Source organism: Pseudomonas fluorescens (genome assembly GCF_902497785.1).
GTDB classification, from domain to species: Bacteria; Pseudomonadota; Gammaproteobacteria; order Pseudomonadales; family Pseudomonadaceae; genus Aquipseudomonas; species Aquipseudomonas fluorescens_BO.
This window is the reverse complement of record NZ_CABVHK010000018.1, coordinates 104,934-128,157: the sequence shown is the minus strand read 5'-3', so window position 1 is coordinate 128,157 and position 23,224 is coordinate 104,934. Positions and strand designations below refer to the sequence as shown.

Below are 23,224 nucleotides of genomic sequence, written 5' to 3'. Positions count from 1 at the left end.
TCCGGGCGGCGTTCCGACGATGGGGCCGCTAAAGACATTGGAGAACTACAACCCCTCCAGCTCCGCCATCAAATCATTCAACCGGTCCACCTTCTCCTCGGTGATATCACTCGCCGCCAACCCGTCGATGTACTCAGCCAGTGCCTCCACTGTGCTGCACTCGAACATCGCTCGCAGCGGCACATCCCGTTGCAGCGCTTTCTGCACCCGCGAAGCGATCTGCGTTGCCAGCAACGAATGCCCGCCGAGCTCGAAGAAGTTGTCGCGAACCCCCACCCTCTCGACCTTCAACACCTCGGCCCAAATGGCAGCCAGCGTTTGTTCCAGCGCGTTGCGCGGCGCCTGGTAATCCCGGCTCTGCAACTGACCGATCTCCAGCGCCGGCAGCGCCTTGCGATCCAGTTTGCCGTTGGCATTGAGCGGCATGTGTTCCAGCCACAGCCAGTGCAGCGGCACCATGTACTCGGGGAGTTCAGTGCGCAGACGCTGCTTGATGCGTTCCAGCCGCTCGCTCGAATCGAGCGCCGAATCGGCCGCCACCAGATAACCCACCAGATGCTTGCCGTTGACACCGTCCTGCACACCGACCGCCGCCTCGCGGACTTCCGGTTGCTCATGCAGACGCGCTTCGATTTCACCGAGCTCGATGCGATAGCCGCGAATTTTCACCTGATGGTCGATTCGCCCGACGTATTCCAGCACACCGTCGCTGCGCCGCCGGGCCAGGTCGCCGGTGCGGTACAAGCGGTCACCTGGCTCACCGAACGGATTCGGCACAAACACCTGCGCGGTGCGCAACGGATCGCTGACATAACCGCGTCCGACCCCGGTGCCGGCCACGCACAGCTCGCCCACCGCACCCAGCGGCACCAGGTCCAGCGCGCCATCAAGCAGGTACAAACGGTTGTTGTCGGTCGGCGTGCCGATCGGTAAATAACTGCCGCGGGTCGAGGCCATGTCGACCCGGAAAAACGCCACATCGTCCGAACATTCTGCCGGGCCATAAGCATTCACCAACCCGATGTCCGGATAGCGCAACAGCCATTGATGGGCCAGTTCCGGCGGCATCGCTTCGCCGGTTGGCAGCATCCAGCGCAGGCCGTCAAGGCTCATGCGTTCCTGGCCGAGCATGCCCTGAATCAGCGAAGGAACGCTTTCCAGAACACTGATGCCCTGGGCCGACACATGCGCCAGCAAGCCTTGCGGATCATGGGCGATGGTGTTCGGCACGATGTCCACCCGCGCCCCGAACAGCGGCGCGGCGAGGAACTGCCAGACCGAAATGTCGAAGCTTTGCGAAGCGGTTTGCGCGATCACATCGGCCTCACTGAGATTCAGATAAGGCACCTTGCTCAACTGGTTATTGAGCATCCCGCGCTGCTCGACCATCACACCCTTGGGCAGGCCGGTGGAACCCGAGGTGTAAATCACGTAGGCCAGATTATCCGGCCCGCTGTAAACGCCCGGATTCGCCACCGGGAGATCGCTCGCCTGCACCGCTTCCCACACCAACAATTGCGGTCGAACAGCACTGGCGAACTCATCCAGCAACGCCACCGCCTGATCACGACACGCCTCGGTGCACACCAGCAACGGCGTGCGGCTCAGGTCGATGATCCGGCTCAGTCGCTGACCCGGCAGCCCCGGATCGAGCGGCAGATAACCCGCGCCAGCCTTGAAGCTGCCGATGATCATGCCCAGCAAATCGAGGTTGCGCTCGGCCAGCAATGCCACCGGTTGATCCAGCCCGACACCCGCCGCGATCAGCGCATGACCGAGGCGGTTACTGCGCTGGTTCAGCTCGAGGTAGCTGTGGTGCTGATCCAGGTAACTGGCGGCAATGCGTTGCGGATGTTTGCCGACTTGCGCTTCAAACAACGCAACGTAGCTCTGCTCCAGCGGATATTCGCGTTCGCTCTGGTTGCAGCCGTGGATCAGAAAGTCTTGTTCCTCGGCCGCCAGCAACGGCAAGTCCGCCATATCGCCGTGGAAACCTTCGACCAACGCCAGCAGCAAACGCTTGAATTCGCCGAGCATGCGTTCGATCGTCGACTCATCGAAATAACGCTGGTCGTAAGACAGGTGCAAACCCAAGTCATCGCCTGGATAGCACACCGCCGTCAACGGAAAATTGGTGTGGGTGCGGCCCGAATCCGAGGTCGCATTGAGGCTTTGCGCGCGGTCCAGCACCGAGACTTCCACCGGTGCGTTCTCGAACACGAACAGGCTGTCGAACAGCGGCTGGCCTTTGGGTAATTCGCTGCTTTCCTGAATGCTCACCAGCGGCAAGTACTCGTATTCGCGCAGCTGCATGTTGCTGTCGAGTAAGGCAGTGAGCCATTGGCGAACGCTGCAACGCTGATGGTCTTCCGGCATCATCACCCGCAGCGCAATGCTGTTGATGAACAGCCCGACGGTGCGCTGCATCTCTGGCATGTCCACCGGACGCCCGGCCACGGTGACGCCGAACAACACGTCGCGATCACCGCTCAAACGGCGCAGCACCAAGGCCCACGCCGCTTGGGCGAAGGTGTTGATGGTCAACTGATGGGCCTGCGCCAGTTCGCGCAGTTGCGCACCGTCGCGGGCGTCGAGCCGGGTGTAGCAGTCACCGACGATCATGCCGCCGCTGTCGCCGGCATGTTCGCGCAGGAACGGCCGGTCACTCGGAATCGGCGTGGTCCGTTCGAACCCTTGCAGGTTGGTTTTCCACCACTGCCGCGCCTCGCCCAGGCTCTGGCGTTGCAGCCAGCCAATGTAGTCGCGATAACGGGATGGCACGGCCAGTTGCGCTTCCCGACCTTCGCCCAGCGCGGTGTAGATCTCGAAGAAATCATTCATCAGCAGCGAGCGGCACCAGGCATCAATGAGGATGTGGTGGTTGCTCATCATGAACCAGTAGCGCGCCTCGCCCACACGGATCAATCGCAGGTGAAACGGTGCCTGGTTGAGCAGATCGAAACCCGCTTCGCGCTCACTTTTGAGCAATGCTTGCAGTTTCGGCTCCTGCTCGGCCTCCGCGATCAAGGTCCAGTCCAGGTACTCGATCGGCGTGCGGCCCGGCTTGTGGATAACTTGCAGCATGTCCTCGCCGACGTTCCAGCAGAACGACGCACGCAGCGCTTCATGGCGGGCGATCACGGCTTGCCAGGCCTGGGTAAATCGCTGCGGATCCAGCTCGCTGTTGATGCGGTAGCGGTCCTGCATGTAGTAGAGGCCGGTGCCCGGTTCGAGCAAGGTGTGCAGCAGCATGCCTTCCTGCATGGGCGTCAGCGGGTAGACGTCTTCGATATCAGCGGCCGGAATCGGCAGCGCATCGAGTTGCGGCTGAGTCAGTTTCGCCAGTGGGAAGTCTGATGGTGTCAGGCCGCCGGCGTCGTCGCGCAGACAATGCGCAATCAGGCTCTGCAACTCGCCGAGGTAAGCGTCCGCCAGTTCGCGAATGGTCTGCGGCTTGTGGCGTTCGGCGCTGAAGGTCCAGCGCAGCACCAGTTCGCCGCCGTACACCTGACTGTCGACGCTCAGTTCGTTGGGCAGCGGCGCACGCGGATCGTGGGCAGCACCGACCGGCTCATCCAGCGGCCGGAACAGCGCGTCGGCGCCGAAACTCTGGTCGAACTGACCGAGGTAATTGAACGTGATCTGTGCCACCGGCAACGCAGCCATGGCTTCCCGGCTCACGTCGTCGGCGAGGTAGCGCAACACGCCGTAGCCCAGACCTTTGTGCGGCACCGCGCGCAGTTGTTCCTTGATGGCTTTGATCGATGCGCCCTGCCCGGCGGCCTCTTCGATGTCGTGCGGCGTCAGGCGCAGCGGGTAGGCGCTGGTGAACCAGCCGACGGTGCGGGTCAGGTCGATTTCGTCGAACAGGGTTTCGCGCCCATGGCCTTCGAGTTGAATCAGTGTTGATTGATGACCGCTCCAACGGCACAGCACCCGGGCCAATGCGGTCAACAACAGGTCATTGACCTGAGTGCGATAGGCGCTCGGTGCCTGTTGCAACAGTTGCCGGGTGTGCTCGGCGTCGAGGCGCACGCTGACGGTTTGCGCATGACAATTCTGACGCCCGCCCTGCGGTCGATCGCACGGCAATTCAACGCTGGGCCCGGCCAGTTGCGACTGCCACCAGCCCAGTTCTTCGCGCAACGATTCGCTACCGGCATAGGCCTGCAAGCGTGAGGCCCAGTCCTTGAACGCGCTGGTTTTCGCCGGCAGTTTCACCGCCTGCTCCGCCTCCAATTGGCGATACACCGTTTGCACATCGTCCAGCAGCACGCGCCAGGATACACCGTCCACCACCAGGTGATGGATCGCGAAAAACAACTGTTGCCGGCCTTCGGGACCATCGACCAGCAACACCCGCATCAACGGCCCTTGCTCAAGATCAAGGCTGCGCTGGGCTTCGGCGAACAGTGCCGCGCGTTGATTCAGCGTCGTCACCCGCACTTGCCACAACGCCGGCGCGTCGGACCGGTTCTGGTGCGCCGCCGTCCATTCGCCTGCGGTCCGGGTGAAGCGCAAACGCAAGGCGTCATGCTGTTCGATCACCGCCAGCAGCGCCTGCTCCAGGCGATGCGGTTCCAGCGCCACAGTCGGTTCCAGCAGCAATGCCTGGTTCCAGTGCTGACGCTGGGGAATGTCGGTGTCGAAGAACCAGTGCTGAATCGGCGTCAGACGTGATTCACCGGTAAGCAGACCTTGCTCGGCCATGACCTGTTCGGTGCGGCTCGCGACAGCGGCCAGGGTTTGCACGGTCTGGTGCTGGAACAGGTCACGCGGGCTGAAATGAATGCCCTGCTGCCGCGCGCGGCTGACCACCTGAATCGACAGGATCGAGTCGCCGCCCAATTCAAAGAAGTTGTCGTTGACACCGACCTGCGCAACGTTCAGCACGTCGCACCAGATCTGCGCCAACGTCAGCTCGAGTTCATTGCTCGGCGCCACATAGTGTTGACGGTTCAACTCCAGGTCCGGTGCTGGCAATGCGCGGCGGTCGAGTTTGCCGTTGGCGGTCAGCGGCATGCTCGCCAGCAGAATCAAGTGCGTCGGCACCATGTAATCCGGCAACTGGGATTTGAGGTGATTTTTCAGGGCTTCTCGCAGTGCGGCCTGTTGCACTTCGTCCTGCTCGGCGACATCCGACACCAGATAGCCGACCAGCTGTTTGCCACTGGGTGCGTCCAATGCCAGCACCACCGCTTCACGCACAGAGTTATGTTCCAGCAGACGGGTTTCGATTTCGCCCAACTCGATGCGGAAACCGCGAATTTTCACCTGATGGTCGATGCGTCCGAGGTATTCCACCAGACCGTCGGCGCGCTGCCGCACCAGGTCACCAGTGCGGTACAGACGCCCGCCATTGGCAGCAAAAGGGTCGGCAACAAACCGCTCGGCCGTCATGCCCGGGCGCTGGTGATACCCCTGCGCCAGACCGGCGCCACCGACATACAGTTCGCCGGTCGCACCTTGCGGTACCAAGGCCAGATCAGCGTCGAGGATGTACGCCACCCGCGCACCGACCACGCTGCCGATGGGCACGCTGCCCATGCCTTCCTCCAGCAAGTCAGGCGCGAGACTGGCCAGCGGCATGACCACGGTTTCGGTCGGGCCGTAGGCGTTGAAGAACAGATCGGGTTTGAACGCCGCGCGAATCCGCGCCAGGTGTTCGCCGGTCAAAGCTTCGCCGCCGGTGATGCACATGCGCACCCGCAGGGTTTCGCCCTGAGTCGCCAGCCACTGCGCCAATTGGCTGCCGTAGCTCGGGGTGAAACCAAGGACAGTGATCCGGTGACGACGGATCAGCGCGCAGATGTCTTCCGCGTCCCACTGCCCCTGGGCCCGCAGGACCACTTGCGCACCACTCAACAGCGGCACCAGCAAACGCTCCGTCGCGGCGTCGAAGTTGATCGAATAGAAGTGCAGTTCGCAATCGTCCCGGCGCATGCCGAAACGCTCGATCACGGCGCGGCAGTGCATGGCGATTTCACCGTGGGACACCACCACGCCTTTCGGTTTGCCGGTGGAGCCGGAGGTGTAAATCAGGTACGCCTGATGTTGCGGCAGGCTGATGAAGGGCAGTTCGGTCGCCGGGTAACCGGCGAGTGCGGCGGCGTCTTCCTCCACGCACCAACGGGCGACCGTGGACGGCAAATCACCGAGGGCTTTGAACATTGCCGCATCGCTGAGCAGCAAACCGACGCCGCTGTCTTCGATCATGTAATGCAGGCGGTCGAGCGGGTATTCCGGATCCAGTGGCACATAAGCGCCACCGGCCTTGAGAATCGCCAGCAGGCCGATGACCATTTCCAGCGAACGTTCAAGCGCCAGACCGACACGCACCTGCGGCCCCACGCCACGCTCGCGCAGCATCCAGGCCAGACGATTGGCGCGGCTGTCGAGCTCGGCGTAACTCAGGGTTTGCCCGGCGAATGTCAGCGCCGGCGCATCCTTGCGCACCAGCGCCTGCTCGCTGAACAGCTGATGAATGCACTGATCCAGTCGATGTTCGCCCGGCTCGACGCCAAGGCTGTCGAACAGGTTCTGCTGCTCGGTGGCTTCGAGCAATGGCAGCTCACTGAGGCGCTGTTGCGGGTCGGCCAGCAACGCTTCAAGCAGATTGCGCCAGTGCCCGGCCATGCGTGCAATGCGTGGCTCGTCGAACAGATCGGTGCTGTAAGTCAGGCAGCAACCGAGGCGATGATCGAGGTCGGTGACCTCAAGGTTGAGATCAAACTTGGTCGCGCGCGCATCGTTGGCCAGGTAGTCGACCGTCATCCCGGCGAGCGTGCGGCTCTGCTGGAATTCCCAGCGCTGCACGTTGCACATCACCTGGAACAAGGGGTTGTACGCAGCGCTGCGCGGAGGTTGCAAGGCCTCGACCAGGTGATCGAACGGCAGGTCCTGATGGGACTGGCCTTCGATCACGGTGTGACGCACCTGCTCGAACAATTCGCCGACGGACATCTGCCCGTCGAGCTGGCAACGCAGCACTTGCGTATTGAGGAACGCACCGATCAGCCCTTCGCTTTCCGGGCGAATGCGGTTGGCCACCGGTGCGCCGATGCGCAGGTCGGTCTGGCCGCTGTAGCGGTAAAGCAGCACCGCCAGCGCGGCAGTCATGGTCATGAACAGGGTCAGGCCGTTTTGCGCATTGAAAGCGCGCACCCGTGCGGCGAGGTCATCGCTCAGGTCGAAACGGAACAGCTCACCCTGATGGCTTTGTACCGGCGGACGCGGACGATCGGCGGGCAATTCCAGCAACGGGTGTTCGCGGCCCAGTTGCGCGGTCCAGTAGTCGAGCTGACGCTGGCGCTCGCCAGACTCCAGCCACTGACGCTGCCAGACGCTGTAATCGAGGTATTGCACCGGCAGCGGCGCCAGTGGCGACTCGCGGTCATCGACGAACGCTTCGTACAGCGCGCTGAGTTCCCGGGCGAAGATGTCCATCGCCCAGCCTTCGGTGACGATGTGGTGCAAGGTCAGCACCAGGTAATGTTCCTGCTCGGCGGTCTTGACCAGACAGGCTCGCAGCAGCGGACCGGTTTCCAGATTAAAGGGGGTATGCGCTTCGCTGTCGGCCAGTGCCTGGACCCGCTGTTCGCGCAGGTCGGCGTCCAGCATCGAAAAATCTTTCCAGTCCATGCGCATTGCGGTTTCCGGATGCACTTTTTGCTGCGCCACGCCACCCACGCTCGGGAAGGTGGTGCGCAGGGTTTCGTGACGCATGATCAGCGCTTGCAACGCTGTCTCGAAGCGCCTGACGTCCAGCACCCCGCGCAGCCTTGCCATGCCGCCAACGTTGTAGGCCGGGCTGTCCGGCTCCATCTGCCAGAGGAACCACATGCGCTGCTGGGAATAGGACAGCGGCACCGGCTGGCGGCGGTCGACTGTCGCGATGGGCGGTTGTTTGTTGGTGCTGCCGCTGGCCTGGATCAACTGAACCTGATCGGCAAAAGCGCCCAGCTCGCTGTGCTCGAACAACGTTCGCAACGGTAACTCGACATCGCAGCCCTGACGGGTGCGGGAGATGATTTGCGTGGCCAGCAACGAGTGGCCGCCGAGGGCGAAAAAGTCGTCGCGCAGACCGATCTGCTGCAAGCCCAGCACCTGGCGCCAGATCGCGGCGATTTGCTGTTCGAGTTCAGTCACCGGCTCAACGTGTTCGCGTACTTGCCACTGGGGTTGCGGCAAGGCGCGGCGGTCGAGCTTGCCGCTCGGGCTCAGGGGCATTTCGTCCAGGCGCATCAGTTGCGCCGGGACCAGGTATTCCGGTAATTCAGCCGCCAGCGCGGATTGCAGGCGTGCGGTTTGAGTGTCTGCGCTTTCGCTGGTTTCGCAGGCGGTGTAATAGCCAATCAGTTGCCCGCCGACGGCGGTTTCGCGCACCAGCACCACGGCTTGAGCGACCCCGTCCTGAGCCAGCAGACGCGCTTCGATTTCTTCCGGTTCGACGCGAAAGCCACGCAGCTTGACCTGCTGATCGAGGCGACCGAGGTATTCGATTACGCCATCGGCGGTCCAGCGTGCGCGGTCGCCAGTGCGATAGAGACGTGCGCCCTGCTCGTTCAGCGGATCGACGACGAATCGTTCTGCGGTCAGGCCCGGACGTCCCAGATAACCCCGGGCCAAACCGATGCCACTGATGCACAACTCGCCGGGCACACCGGCCGGCAGCGGATTGAGTTCACTGTCGAGTACCCGGCAAATGACGTTGCCCAGCGGCCGGCCAATCGGCGAACGCTCGCCATCGGCTGTGGTGCAGTGCCAGTGCGTGACGTTGATCGCGGTTTCGGTCGGGCCGTAGCGGTTGTGCAGTTGCACGGCAGGCAGTTGTTCCAGCACACGGTTGCGCAGTTCCGCCGGCAAGGCTTCGCCGCCGGAGAACACGCGGCGCAGGCTGGTGCATTCGGCGCTCAGCGGTTCGTCGATAAACAGCGAAAGCAGCGGCGGTACAAAGTGCAGCGTGGTCACCCCGTACTGCTGAACCAGCTGCGCGATGCGCTGCGGGTCGCGGTGTTCACCGGGGCCGGCCATCAGCAAGCGGCTGCCGGTGATCAGCGGCCAGAAGCATTCCCACACCGACACGTCAAAACTGATTGGCGCCTTTTGCATCAGCACGTCGCTGTCGTTCAGGCGATAGGTGTTTTGCATCCATTGCAGGCGTTCGGCGAGCGCCGCGTGGGTGTTGCCGACGCCCTTGGGTTGGCCGGTGGAACCGGAGGTATAAATCACGTAAGCGAGGTTGTCGCCGTGCAGATGCAGGCCCGGCGCCTGGCTCGGCCAGTTCTCCAGGTGCAGCGCATCCATGGCGATCACGCTGACGCCGTCGGTGGCCGGCAGTCGGTCGAGTAACTGAGTCTGGGTCAGCAGCAATTCGACGCCGCTGTCGCTGAGCATGTAGGCCAGGCGTTCGGCGGGATAATCCGGATCCAGCGGCACGTAGGCGCCGCCGGCCTTGAGGATTGCCAGTAAACCGATCAACAGCTGCGGCGAACGCTCGGCGGCGATGGCCACGCACACGTCGGGGCCGACGCCTTTGTCGCGCAGGTAATGGGCCAGACGGTTGGCCTGGGTGTGCAATTGGCCGAAGTCGAGGCTGCCGCCTTCCCACATCAGCGCAGTGCGATCCGGGGTCAGTCGGGTCTGATGGTCAAGCAGTTCCGGCAGCCATTGGCTGGCCGCGGCGCAGGGTGCGGCGCTCCACTTTTGTTGCTGATCGTGCTCGGTTGGCGTCAGCAGGGGCAAGTCACCGACAGTGGTCTCGGGTTGCTCGCACACCGCGCGCAGCAAGTTGCTGAAATGCCCCGCCAGGCGCTCGATGGTTGCGCCATCGAACAGTTCGCTGGCGTAGTCGAACGACAGACTCAGGCGACCGCTGCGGTCTTCTTCGCTGTGCAGTTGCAGGTCGAACTTGGCTTCGCGGCTGTGCCACGGCAGCTCTTCGGCGAGCAGGCCGGGCAATCGGCGCAGAGCGCTCAGATCCCGTTGCTGGTGGTTAAACATGACTTGGAACAAACCTTGTTCGCGCGCCTGTGGAAACGCTTCGACCAGTTGTTCGTAGGGCAAGTCCTGATGCGCTTGCGCGTCCAGTACCGCTTGCCGGGTTTGCCCCAGCAGTTCCACAAAGGACTGCCGCGAATCGACCTCGGCGCGCATTACCTGGGTGTTAATGAAGAAGCCGATCAGCCCTTGGGTTTCCAGGCGCGGACGATTGGCATTGGGCACGCCAATGCGAATATCGCGTTGGCCGCTGTAGCGGTGCAACAGGCTTTGCAACGCGGCGAGCAAGAGCATGAATGGGGTGGATTGGTGAGCCAGGGCAGTTTGGCGAATCGCAGCGCTCAGGTTCACGTCCAGCTTGACGGTGTGACGGGCGGCGCTGCGCAACTGTTGCGCCGAACGCGGGTGATCGGTGGCCAGGCTCAAGACTGGATGCTCGTCGCCCAACTGTGCTTTCCAGTACGCCAGTTGCCGTTCGCCCTCGCCTTGCGCCAGCCATTGGCGCTGCCAGCTGCCGTAGTCGGCGTACCGGGTCAGCAATGGCGCAAGCGTCGCCGTCTGGCCTTGGGACGCTGCGGCATACAGCCGGGAGAATTCGTCTATCAATACGTTCAGCGACCAGCCGTCGGCGATGATGTGGTGCAACGTCACCAGCAACTGGTGATCTTGCTCATCCAGGCGCACCAGCGTCACCCACAGCAGCGGACCCTTCTGCAGATCGAACAGGGTGCGCGCTTCGTCCTCGCGGATCTGTTGCGCGCGGGCCTCACGTTCGGCCACGGGCAAGTCGCTGATGTCGATCGTTTGCAGGTTGAAAGTGCTCGCCGCGTCGACCTGTTGCAGCGCCACGCCATCGCGCTCGAAGAAGCGCGTGCGCAGGGATTCGTGGCGCTCGATCAATTGCTGGAAACTGACGCGCACCGCATCTTCGTCCAGTTCGCCGCGCAGGCGCAGTGCACCGGGAATGGTGTAGGCGCTGCTCTGTGGGTCCAGTTGCCAAGTGATCCACAAACGGTTTTGCGCCAGGGATTGCGGCAGCGCTCCGCTGCGCGACAGGGTATTGATCATGCCTTGGGCGAGGCCGCCGTCCTGTTGCTGCCGAACAACCGCCGCGGTGAACGCGCCCAGCGTCGGCGCTTCGAACAGCAAGCGCAGGCTCAGCTCCAGACCGAGTGCTTCGCGCAGACGCGCCACCACTTGCGTGGCCGCGATGGAGTTGCCGCCGAGCAGGAAGAAATGGTCGTCGGCATTGACCTTTTTCACCTGTAACTGCTCGCCCCAAATCTGCCCAATGAGGGTTTGCAGCTCGGATTGCGGCTCGGTTGCCGCTGCGTTTTCAGGCGCCGCCGACGGGAACACCGCGTAGCTGTCAAGGCTGCCATCCACCAGGCGATTGCGGCACGCCGAACGCTGCAGTTTGCCGCTGGAGGTCTTCGGCAGCGAACCCGGATTAAGCAACACCACCACACTTGGGGCTTGCTGATACGCCTCGGCGACCGCTTGGCGAATGGCTTTGATCAGCGCCTCGGGCGCAAGGATTTTCTGCACACTGCGGCTGATTTCCGCGGCGATGCCGATACCTTCCTCGCCGTCGATATTCACCGCGAACGCAGCGACGCGCCCCTTGCGCACCACTTCCACCTCGCGCTCGAGGGTCTGCTCGATGTCTTGCGGGTACAGGTTGTGGCCGCGCACGATCAGCAGGTCTTTCAGGCGCCCGGTGATGAACAGCTCACCGCCGCGCATGAAGCCCAGGTCGCCGGTGCGCAGCCAGGTTTTCCCCGCGTGCCGGACAAAGGTGTCGGCGGACGCTTCGGGGTTGCGCCAGTAACCGTGAGCGATGCTCGGCCCGCTGGCCCAGACTTCGCCCACCGCGTTGTCGGGCAATTCGTTGAGTGCTGACGGATCGACAATCAGCACCGCGTGACCCGGCTGGCTGATGCCGCAACTCATGATCGCGCTGCCCTCGCCCGGTTGGGCACTGTTCTGCGCCAACGCCTGGTCGTCCACGCGCAAGTTGCCAATGCCTTTGCCACGGGGTGTGCCGGCGACGAACAAGGTCGCTTCGGCCAAGCCGTAAGTCGCCATGAAACGGTCCGCGGTAAAACCGCACGGGGCAAACTTCTCGGCGAAGCGTTCCAGTGTGTCGAGACGAATCGGCTCGGAGCCCGAATACGCCACGCGCCAGCCGCTCAGGTCGAGACGTTCCAGCGCCGATGCGCTGACTCGTTCGCTGCACAGGCGATAGGCAAAATCCGGCCCGCCGCTGATGGTGCCGCCGTACTCGCTGATCGCCTCGAGCCAGCGCAATGGCCGGCCGAGGAAGTACGCCGGCGACATCAACACGCACGGCACACCGCTGAAAACCGGCTGCAGCAAACCGCCGATCAAGCCCATGTCGTGGTACAGCGGCAGCCAGCTGACGATCACGTCGTCCGGGTTCAAGTCGATACCGAAGCCGTGGCGAATCAGCAGTTCATTGGCCACCAGGTTGCCGTGACTGACCTGCACGCCCTTGGGCAACGCCGTGGAGCCAGAGGTGTATTGCAGGAAGGCGATGTGATCGTCTTCCAGGTTCGGCTCGATCCAGCGCTCGGCCAGTGCAGCGTCAAGCGTGTCGACGCACAAAAGAGGCGGTGCGCCTTCAATCTGCTGCAACGCATCGCCCAAATCTGCGCGGGTCAGCAGCAGGCGCGGTTCGGCATCGTTGATGATCGAGAGCAGACGTTCCTGGTGATGACGTTTGGCCGACTCCGGCGGATAAGCTGGCACCGCGATCACGCCCGCGTACAGGCAGCCAAAAAACGCCGCGACGTAATCCGCACCACTGGGAAACAACAGCACCGCGCGATCGCCAAAATCGGTCTCGGCCTGCAACGCACCGGCAATGGTGCGCGCCCGTTGGTCCAGCTCGCGATAGGTGAGCACCACGGCCTGTTCCGGGGTTTCGGCGAGAAAACGCAAGGCCACCCGATCCGGCGTCAGGGCCGCGCGGCGTTGAAGGGCTTGGACCAGAGTGCCAGGTATTTCGAACGCGTCGGTCATGGGGTTTCCTGCCTGAATTCGGCTTGCAAATGGAATCGGTTTTCTCGTGTCACGCCCATCGAGGAGCGTGCAGGACGCAGTCTTCGCCGACCGCGCGAGGCATTGGGAATGCTGTTGTGGCCGGGGCTAGCGCCCGGAGCCATTCACCAATGAGAACGGATGGAACCTACGAATAATTAGTCGGCAGCCTGAATCGTCAACGGGGCCGGGTGCCGCAAGCGGGTGCGTCAGCGTGTCGCAGTTCTCACTTTGCACTTTCGCGGATCATTAATTCTCTTTCTCAATTGACAATCATTATCATTCAACATAATTTGTCGCTCGATGTGTAGGACGCCTCAGCCCCCCGTGCCGTCCCACGACCCCATTTGCAGCAAGGTGATTTCCATGACGGAACAAGTATCCACAAGCAGGTGCGATTCACCGCTACTTCAGGCATTCGTCGACAATCGACTGATTCTGGTCAAGATTGCCGCGCGCATTACCGGTTGCCGGTCACGTGCCGAGGATGTGGTTCAGGATGCGTTCTTCCGCCTGCAATCGGCACCGCAGATCACGTCTTCGATCAAGGCTCAGTTGAGCTACCTGTTCCAGATCGTGCGCAACCTGGCGATCGATCACTACCGCAAACAGGCGCTGGAGCAGAAGTATTCGGGGCCTGAAGAGGAAGGGCTGAATGTGGTGATTCAGGGCGCTTCGCCGGAAACCTCGCATATCAATTTCTCGACCCTGGAACACATCGCCGACGCGCTCACCGAACTGCCCAGCCGCACCCGTTACGCCTTCGAGATGTACCGCCTGCATGGCGTGCCGCAAAAGGACATCGCCAAGGAGCTCGGCGTTTCACCGACCCTGGTGAACTTCATGATTCGCGATGCGCTGGTGCACTGCCGCAAAGTGTCGGGGAGTCGGGCGGATACGTTTGCCCGTCGCTAGGATCCGAAATGTCATTGCCCCTTTCGCGAGCAGGCTCGCTCCCACAGGTACAACGCTAACCCTGTGGGAGCGAGCCTGCTCGCGAACGCTTCACTCAAGGCAAGCACACACCTTGAGCCAAACTCGTTACGCCAACCCACACCGCTCAAAAAAGCGCTCGCGCCCCAGCACCATCAACGCCGCGCGCTTGTGCGGAAAGTCGAACTCTTTCTCGCAATGAAAACGCTGACCCTGCATGTACCCGATCATCTTCGCGTTGTCGGCGCGCGGCTCGGCGACGATGCGCTGAGTGCGTGGATCGTCCAGAAACAGGTAATGCGTCAACGCCGATAACCAGCTCGCCACCTTGTGCGGACCCCGATGGTTTTCTTCGCCGACCAGCATGTGAATGCCACGGTCGTAATCGCCCGCCTCATAGAACGGCGCGATGCGGTCTTCCTTGGCCCAGTAGGCTTCGAAATAAGCAAAAGGCTGATCATCGAAACAGCCGATCAGCGGCAGGGTGTGGGGATCGGCTTCCAGTTTGCCCAGGTACTCGCGATGCTGTTCGAGACTGCCCTCCTCCTGCCAGAAACGGGCGACCCGTGCGCTGTTCTGCCAGCGGTTGAACCGCGGCAGATCTTGCTCGATGTCCACGGTACGCAGGGAAATCCACGCGCCCAATTGCGCATCGAAACGCCGATACACTTCACCTTGGGGTTTCATCGCACGCAATGGATGACGCTTGCCGGCGCTGATCACCATTAGCTGAGGATAACTGCTGGTCAGCGACGCCCCCAGCCAAGGTTGCGGCAATTGCCAGAACAGCGTGCGCTCGCTGTGATACTGGCCGGCGATGTCGGTCGGGACGAGCAATCCGCTGAGCACCGCTTGCATTGGCACTTCTTCCAGGTACCAGGTCAGGCGTTGGCAATCCGCGTCTCGGGCGAACAGCCAATAAGCGGCGGCCCACAATGCCTGAGCGTCGTAACCCGGTTCGGCGCGCAACTGCAGTTGCGGTTCGCGCACCAGCTGCAGCGTAATCAGCGGCTGGGCGTCGAGGCTCAGGCTCAGTCGGCATTGAGTTTCATCAGCGACAAGGCGACTGCCGGTCGGCAATGCCAAGGCAGTCAGGTCATTCAGATTGGGCATGGGTCGGGCTCACGATAATCGTCGACAGTTCAACAATGTGACGTGAGTCAGCGCGGGAAATTTAACCGAATCGGCAAATGTGCGACCTGTGGCGCGAAGTCAGCTCCCCGGCACCGGTACTACCGCAATTTTGTAGGGATCGAAAATCTTCAGCATCTGCCCGTTGTCGCGCAACCTTTGCAGCAGCGTGCCGAATGCCTCGCCACTGATCGGCGCCGTGGGACGCAAGATGGCGTAGTGGTGATAGACCTGATCGATGCGCGCAGACACCAGCAACTGATCGGCGACTTTCTCGTTGCGCAGCAGGTAATCGCTCAGGTAGGAGCGGGTCACCAAGGCAATGTCGGCACGCCCGCGCAGCACCATCAGCAGGTTGCTGTCGTGGGAATAAGTCAGCGTGGCGTTGTAGTTTTGCGCGAGGAATTTCGGGTCGGCATTGAAGTTGGCGAATTCGTAGTGATAACCGCTGAACAGCGCCAGACGCTTGCCGACGAGCTCGGCGAAGTAATTCTGCTGACGGTTTGGCAGGCGTTGTGCGACAAAAATCTCGGCGTCTTCCAGGCCCATGTCGACGGTGGTGTGAGGGATGTCCTTCCAGCCCCAGTTCGGGTTCTCGAAAATCGCCATGTCCACCCGGGCCTGCTTGAAATCACCGAAGCGTCGCGGGATGGAAGTCGGCACCAGCACGAATTGGTAGTCGCTTTGCAAGGCATTGAGCGCTTCGACCAACTGCGGCAGCAAACCGGTGTCGGCCCCGGACTCCGGGCGCACGGTATAGGGCGGGAAATGCGCAGCACCGACCCGCACCAGTTGCGCGGCCGCAGACGGCAACACCCACAACGCCGCAAGTGCAGCCAGCAAAAGCCCCGAGGCCGTCCGAATTGGCGAAGACTTCAAAACCACCACTCCCCAGAAAGTACGCTTCAATCCATTCAAGCTAGGTGGTTTCGGCCACTTAGCCAGTTTCCTGCCACCATCGGCAAATTATTGTTTTTCTTCGAGCACCAGAATCAACGCCTCATCGGCCAATTGATCGAGACTCATGCTGCCACCGGGCCGAAACCAGGTGGTGGTCCAGGACAGCGCACCGGTCAGAAAACGCCGGGTCACAAAGACATCCCCGCGGATCAAACCGCCGTCCTTGGCCTCTCCCAGCACTTGCAGCCAGAGGTCTTCATAGATGTCACGCAATGCCAGGACCTGCGCCTGTCCCTCTTCGGACAGCGAACGCCACTCGTACACCAACACCGCCATGGCTTCGCCACTGCCGCCCATGATTGACTGCAATTCGCAGCGAATCAGCGCCAGCAACCGTTCGCGCACGTTGCCGGCCTCGGCCAATGCTGCACGCATTAACGCGGTGTTGTAACGAACAGTTTCCTCCATCACCGCCCGCAGGATCTCGTCCTTGCTTTTGAAGTGGTGAAAAATACTGCCCGACTGAATGCCCACGGCGCCCGCCAGATCGCGCACAGTGGTGCGTTCAAAGCCTTTATTGCGAAACAGGTGAGCGGCCACTTGCAGCAATTTGCCGCGAGCGCTGTCCGGGTCGGTCAACTGGCCGCTGTCGACCAGTTCGCGCATGACCTTCAGGGCTGTTTGCTCGTCCACCCGTTCTCTCCTACAGTCCAGTTCACCGCTGAAAACAGCGGGGTTGCGCGGGCAATTTAAGCTGGCGAAGGCAACCAAGCAAGCGCTCGGGAAGAAGTTATTCAAGGCATTTACAAACCAAGCGCTTGCTTGGTAGTCTCGACGCACTTCTGTCGGAGGTGGCTATGGACAAGGCTGTGCCTGAAACGATTCGCATCGGTTGCGCCAGCGCCTTCTGGGGCGACACTTCCACCGCCGCCGCGCAACTGGTGGAAGGCGGACGCCTGGACTACCTGGTGTTCGATTATCTGGCCGAGATCACGATGTCGATCATGGCCGGCGCACGGATGAAAGACCCGCAGGCCGGGTACGCCGGCGACTTCATTGAAGTCCTCAGCCCCCTGCTGGGGCAACTTGCCGAACAGAACATCCGCGTCATCAGCAATGCCGGCGGGATCAATCCACAGGCCTGCGCCGCCGCGCTGCAAGCCGCCTGCGACAAGGCCGGTGTGGCGCTGAAGATCGCCGTGTTGCTGGGCGATGATCTGCAACCGCAATTCAAACAGCTGAGCAGCCACGGCATCCACGAAATGTTCAGCGGCGCGCCTTTGCCGCCGATGTGCGTCTCCACCAACGCCTACCTCGGCGCACCGGGCATTGTCGAAGCATTGCGCCTGGGTGCGGACATCGTGATCACCGGCCGCGTGGTCGACAGCGCCGTGGTCAGCGCAGCGCTGGTGCACGAATTCGGCTGGTCCTGGCACGACTACGACAAACTCGCGCAAGCCGCCCTCGCCGGCCACATCATCGAATGCGGCGCCCAGTGCACGGGCGGTAACTTCACCGATTGGCGCGACGTGCCGGACTACGAGCACATCGGCTTTCCCATCGTCGAAGTCAGCGCCGACAGCCAATTCATCGTCAGCAAACCCGCAGGCTCCGGTGGCCTGATCACGCCACTGACCGTCGGCGAGCAGATGCTTTACGAAATCGGCAACCCGCAGGCCTATCTGCTGCCCGATGTGATCTGCGACTTCACTCAGGTCAAACTTCAACAACAAGGCAAGAACGCGGTGCAGGTGCATGGCGCCAGAGGCCTGCCGCCGACGGATCAATACAAGGTCAGCGCGACGTATCCAGACGGTTTCCGCTGCACCGCCAGTTGCCTGATCGCCGGGATCGACGCGCTGGACAAGGCGCGGCGCGTCAGCGAAGCGATCATCAACAAGACTTCTGAAATCTTCAGCCAGCGCGGCTGGCCACCCTACAGCGAAGTGAACATCGAACTGCTGGGCAGCGAGGCCACTTACGGCCCGCACGGGCAACGTCAGGACAGCCGCGAAGTGGTGATCAAGCTCGCCGTGCGGCATTCGAACAAGCAGGCGTTGATCCTGTTCTCCCGGGAAATTGCCCAGGCCGCCACCGGCATGGCGCCGGGGTTGACCGGGATCGTCGGCGGACGGCCGACGGTGTATCCGCTGATCCGGCTATTCTCGTTCCTCATCGACAAAAGCGCCTGCACGCTGGACATTGATTTCAAGGGCCAGCGCCATCCGTGCGCCCTGCCCGCCCTCGATACACTCGCCACCGCTGACCTGCCTGTACCGCTCGACCCACCAAAACCCACGGGCCGCGCCGATGCCAGCGTGGCGCTGATCAAACTGGCGGTCGCGCGCTCGGGCGACAAGGGCAATCACAGCAATATCGGCGTCATGGCACGCGATCCCGAGTACTTGCCGTGGATCGCCGAAGCCTTGACCCCGGAAGTGCTCGTCGACTGGATGCGCCATGTGCTCGACCCCATTCATGGCCGCGTCGAGCGCTGGTATTTGCCGGCCACCCACAGCCTGAATTTTCTACTGGAAAACGCCTTGGGCGGCGGCGGTATCGCCAGCCTGCGGATAGACCCGCAAGGCAAGGCTTTCGCCCAGCAACTGCTGGAGATCCAGATTCCGGTGCCACAGCGCATCGCCGACCAGGTCAACTAGAGGACTGCCGCCGTGGCCTACGACTCGATTTTCAAAACCGGTCTGTTTGCCGGTCAAAACATCATCGTCACCGGTGGCGGCAGCGGCATCGGTCGCTGCACCGCCCACGAACTGGCGGCCCTCGGCGCTCATGTCCTGCTGGTGGGCCGCAATGCCGACAAACTCAAAGCCGTGGCGGCCGAGATTGCCGAAGACGGCGGCAAGGCCGATTGGCAAACCTGCGATATTCGCGACGAAGAAGCGGTCAAGCACCTGGTCAGCGAACTGATCCGCAAACACGGGCCGATCAGCGCACTGGTGAACAATGCCGGCGGGCAATACCCGTCGGCGCTGGCCTCAATCAATCAGAAGGGGTTTGAAACCGTGATGCGCACCAACCTGGTCGGCGGTTTTCTGATGGCCCGGGAAGTGTTCAACCAGTCCATGAGCAAACACGGCGGCGCCATCGTCAACATGCTCGCCGACATGTGGGGCGGCATGCCCGGCATGGGCCATTCGGGCGCAGCGCGCTCGGGCATGGACAACCTGACCAAGACCGCCGCGTTCGAATGGGGTTACGCCGGGGTGCGGGTCAACGCGGTGGCGCCGGGATGGATCGCGTCCAGCGGAATGGACACTTACGAAGGCGCGTTCAAAGCGGTGATTCCGACCTTGCGCGAGCACGTGCCACTCAAACGCATCGGCACCGAATCGGAAGTCAGCGCGGCGATCGTGTTCCTGCTCAGCCCGGCGGCAGCGTTTGTCAGTGGCAGTACGCTGCGCATCGACGGGGCCGCCAGCCTTGGCGGGCGGGCGTGGCCGATTCACAAGGCGACGAACAGCGAGTCGTACAACGGTTTCCACCGCGCTTATCTCCCCGACGTCCTCAAGGACAAGGAATAAGCCATGCCGGTGATCCAGACGCAGATCGACCCTTCCAGCGAACAATTCGCCCAGAACCGTGCGGCGATGCTGGCCGGTATCGAGCACGTCCGTCAGCTCGAGCAAAACCTGCTGAACAAGGCCGCCGACGCCAAGCCGAAGTTCGACAAGCGCGGGCAATTGCTACCGCGTGAACGGCTCAATCTGTTGCTCGACCCGGGCGCGCCGTTTCTCGAACTGGCGAGCCTGGCCGGCTACAAGTTGCATGACGACAAGGACGGCAGTTCGGCGGGTGGCGGTTTAATCGCCGGGATCGGTTACGTATCGGGCGCGCGGGTATTGGTGGTGGCCAACAACAGCGCGATCAAGGGCGGGACGATTTCCCCCAGCGGCTTGAAAAAATCCCTGCGCCTGCAACAAATCGCCATGGAAAACAAACTGCCGGTGATCACCCTCGCCGAGAGCGGCGGCGCCAACCTGAATTACGCGGCGGAGATTTTCGTCGAAGGCGCGCGCAGCTTTGCCAATCAGGCGCGGATGTCGGCCATGGGTCTTCCGCAGATCACCGTGGTCCACGGGTCGGCCACGGCAGGCGGCGCTTATCAGCCGGGGCTGTCGGACTACGTGGTGGTCGTGCGCGGTAAAGCCAAGCTGTTTCTCGCCGGCCCACCGCTGCTCAAAGCCGCGACCGGCGAAGTCGCCACCGATGAAGAACTGGGTGGCGCCGAGATGCACGCGCAAACCGCCGGCACCGCCGAATACCTGGCCGAGAACGATGCCGATGGCGTGCGCCAGGTGCGGGAGATTGTCCGGATGCTGGCGTGGAATGATCAGCTGTCCTGGTTGCCCGAGCGCCACTGGGAAGAACCGCTCTACCCGATCGACGAGCTGCTGGGGTTGATTCCGGATGACCCGAAAAAGCCCTATGACGTGCGCGAAATCATCGCGCGGATCGCAGACGGTTCGAACTTTCTCGAATTCAAAAGTGAATTCGATCAACAGACCGTCTGCGGCCATGTGCAGATTCAGGGTCGCGCCTGCGGCTTCATCGGCAACAACGGTCCGATCACGCCCAAAGGTGCGAGCAAAGCCGCGCAGTTTATCCAACTGTGCGACCAGAGCCGCACGCCACTGCTGTTTTTCCACAACACCACTGGCTTCATGGTCGGCACCGAATCCGAGCAACAAGGCGTGATCAAACACGGCGCCAAGATGATTCAGGCGGTGGCCAATGCGCGGGTGCCGAAACTGACGATCGTCGTCGGAGGTTCTTATGGCGCCGGCAACTATGCCATGTGCGGCCGGGGCCTCGACCCGCGCTTCATTTTCGCCTGGCCCAACAGCCGGACCGCGGTGATGGGCGGCGCTCAGGCCGGCAAGGTGTTGCGCATCGTCACCGAGGCCAAACAGCTCAAGGACGGTCTGGTCCCCGACCCGAAAATGCTCGACATGCTCGAGCAGGTGACCGCGCAGAAACTCGACAGCCAGTCCACCGCGTTGTATGGCAGCGCCAGTCTGTGGGACGACGGTTTGATCGACCCGCGCGATACCCGGACCTTGCTCGGTTACTTACTGGACATCTGTCATGAGGCCGACGTGCGGCCGCTGCAAACCAACAGTTTTGGCGTAGCCCGGTTCTGAACCGGCCAGAGGAGAACAATAAAAATGATCTTCACCCAGGAACACGAAGCACTGCGCCGCACCGTCCACCAATTCGTCGATCACGAGATCAATCCGCACGTCGAGGCCTGGGAAAAAGCCGGGCGTTTTCCGATCCATGAAATCTTCCGCAAGGCCGGTGCACTGGGCCTGTTGGGGATATCCAAACCGGAGAAATTCGGCGGCATGGGTCTGGACTACAGCTATTCCATTGTCGCCGCCGAAGAATTCGGCACCATTCATTGCGGCGGCATTCCGATGTCCATCGGCGTGCAGACCGATATGTGCACCCCGGCGCTGGCGCGTTTCGGCTCTGATGAACTGCGCGAGGAATTTCTGCGGCCGGCGATCACCGGCGAGCAAGTCGGCTGCATTGGCGTCTCCGAAGTCGGCGCCGGTTCCGACGTGGCCGGTTTGAAAACCACGGCGCGCAAAGATGGCGATGACTACGTGATCAACGGCAGCAAGATGTGGATCACCAATTCACCGAGCGCCGACTTCATCTGCCTGCTGGCCAACACGTCGGACGACAAACCGCACATCAACAAGTCGCTGATCATGGTGCCGATGAACACGCCGGGCATCAGCCTCAGCTCGCACCTGGACAAGCTCGGCATGCGCAGTTCGGAAACCGCCCAGGTGTTTTTCGACAACGTGCGTGTCCCGCAGCGCAACCGCATCGGCCATGAAGGCGCGGGGTTCATGATGCAGATGCTGCAGTTCCAGGAGGAACGCCTGTTCGGCGCGGCCAACATGATCAAGGGCCTGGAATACTGCGTCGACAGCACCATCGAGTACTGCAAGGAGCGCAAAACCTTCGGCAATGCGCTGATCGACAATCAGGTCATTCACTTTCGTCTCGCCGAGTTGCAAACCGAAATCGAATGCCTGCGAGCGCTGGTTTACCAGGCGACCGAGCAATACATCAGAGGCCAGGACGTCACGCGCCTGGCGTCGATGGCCAAACTCAAGGCCGGGCGACTGGGCCGCGAGGTCAGCGACAGTTGCCTGCAATATTGGGGCGGCATGGGCTTCATGTGGGACAACCCGGTCGCCCGCGCTTACCGCGACGTGCGGCTGGTCTCGATCGGCGGCGGCGCCGACGAAATCATGCTGGGGATCATCTGCAAACTCATGGGCATCCTGCCGGGGAAAAAGAAATGAGCACCCTGCCGGTTTGCCAGACGCTATTGCTCGAAGCCCATAACGGCGTGCTGCACATCACCCTCAATCGACCGGAAAGCCGCAATGCCATGAGCTTGCAGATGGTCGCCGAATTGCGCTCGGTGCTGACGGCAGTGCGCGATGACCGACAGGTTCGCGCCTTGGTGATCGGCGGTGCCGGCGGGCATTTCTGCGCCGGTGGCGACATCAAGGACATGGCCAATGCCCGCGCGCAAGGACCCGCCGCCTACCGCGATTTGAATCGCGCATTCGGCGCGCTTCTGCAAGAGGTACAACACGCCCCGCAAGTGGTGATCACCGTGTTGCAAGGGGCGGTGCTCGGCGGCGGGCTGGGTTTGGCTTGCGTCAGCGACGTGGCGTTGGCGGATCACCAGGCGCAATTCGGTCTGCCGGAAACCAGCCTCGGATTGTTGCCCGCGCAGATCGCCCCGTTTGTGGTTCAGCGCATCGGCTTGACCCAGGCACGCCGACTGGCCCTGACCGCCGCTCGCTTTGATGGCACCCACGCGCGACGCATGGGGCTGGTGCATTTTGTCGAGCACGACGCGCAGGCGCTGGCCGAGCGCCTGGATGAAATCCTCGCGCATGTGCTGTGCTGCGCGCCGGGGGCGAATGCGATGACCAAAAAGCTGTTGCTGGCGAGTGCCGGGCAGCCGTCGGATGCATTGCTGGATGAGGCAGCCGAGTGGTTCAGCGAAGCGGTGACCGGGGCTGAAGGGGTCGAGGGAACCATGGCGTTCGTGCAAAAACGTAAACCGGGGTGGGCGCCTTAAAGCTTCTCGAACAAACCCGTTCTGCGTCGTTCACAAAACCTGTGGGAGCGAGCCTGCTCG

Annotated in this window: 10 protein-coding genes; 6 read left to right on the top strand and 4 right to left on the bottom strand. The window is 62.2% G+C overall.

Going from position 1 to position 23,224, the window contains the following annotated elements:
• Window positions 1-45 precede the first annotated feature (45 nt).
• Window positions 46-13,044: a non-ribosomal peptide synthetase gene (locus tag F8N62_RS24770; RefSeq protein WP_150713132.1), complete on the bottom strand. Its 12,999-nt coding sequence runs from the start codon at window positions 13,042-13,044 to the stop codon at window positions 46-48.
• Between the two features lie 384 nt (window positions 13,045-13,428).
• On the opposite strand from F8N62_RS24770, the gene F8N62_RS24765 reads away from it, so the two are divergent.
• Complete coding sequence (locus F8N62_RS24765; protein WP_150713131.1) at window positions 13,429-13,977, top strand: RNA polymerase factor sigma-70; 549 nt, start codon at window positions 13,429-13,431, stop codon at window positions 13,975-13,977.
• Between the two features lie 126 nt (window positions 13,978-14,103).
• Here the strand turns inward: F8N62_RS24765 and F8N62_RS24760 are convergent, their stop codons facing one another.
• From F8N62_RS24760 to F8N62_RS24750, 3 genes are all read right to left on the bottom strand, one after another.
• Window positions 14,104-15,108, bottom strand: coding sequence for a GNAT family N-acetyltransferase (locus F8N62_RS24760; RefSeq protein ID WP_150713130.1), 1,005 nt, complete (start codon window positions 15,106-15,108; stop codon window positions 14,104-14,106).
• Between the two features lie 99 nt (window positions 15,109-15,207).
• A complete protein-coding gene (locus F8N62_RS24755; RefSeq protein ID WP_150713129.1) occupies window positions 15,208-16,005 on the bottom strand; it encodes a substrate-binding periplasmic protein in 798 nt (265 codons plus the stop codon).
• Window positions 16,006-16,092: 87 nt separating this feature from the next.
• Entirely contained in the window at window positions 16,093-16,719 is a 627-nt protein-coding gene (locus F8N62_RS24750) for a TetR/AcrR family transcriptional regulator (protein WP_150713128.1), read from the bottom strand.
• A gap of 176 nt (window positions 16,720-16,895) precedes the next feature.
• Here F8N62_RS24750 and F8N62_RS24745 point away from each other — a divergent pair, with 176 nt between their 5' ends.
• Genes F8N62_RS24745 through F8N62_RS24725 form a run of 5 tightly spaced genes read left to right on the top strand, consistent with a single transcriptional unit; the run spans window position 16,896 to window position 23,164 of the window.
• Window positions 16,896-18,686: an acyclic terpene utilization AtuA family protein gene (locus tag F8N62_RS24745; protein ID WP_191632435.1), complete on the top strand. Its 1,791-nt coding sequence runs from the start codon at window positions 16,896-16,898 to the stop codon at window positions 18,684-18,686.
• A 12-nt stretch (window positions 18,687-18,698) separates the two neighbouring features.
• Entirely contained in the window at window positions 18,699-19,568 is an 870-nt protein-coding gene (locus F8N62_RS24740) for an SDR family oxidoreductase (RefSeq protein WP_150713126.1), read from the top strand.
• A gap of 3 nt (window positions 19,569-19,571) precedes the next feature.
• Complete coding sequence (atuC, locus tag F8N62_RS24735; RefSeq protein ID WP_150713125.1) at window positions 19,572-21,188, top strand: geranyl-CoA carboxylase subunit beta; 1,617 nt, start codon at window positions 19,572-19,574, stop codon at window positions 21,186-21,188.
• Between the two features lie 24 nt (window positions 21,189-21,212).
• Window positions 21,213-22,370, top strand: a complete 1,158-nt coding sequence (atuD, locus tag F8N62_RS24730) for a citronellyl-CoA dehydrogenase (RefSeq protein ID WP_150713124.1) — start codon at window positions 21,213-21,215, stop codon at window positions 22,368-22,370.
• On the top strand, window positions 22,367-23,164 hold the full coding sequence (locus F8N62_RS24725) for an enoyl-CoA hydratase/isomerase family protein (protein WP_150713123.1): 798 nt from the start codon (window positions 22,367-22,369) through the stop codon (window positions 23,162-23,164). The genes atuD and F8N62_RS24725 overlap by 4 nt, the downstream gene beginning before the upstream one ends.
• The last annotated feature ends 60 nt before the right edge of the window (window positions 23,165-23,224 follow it).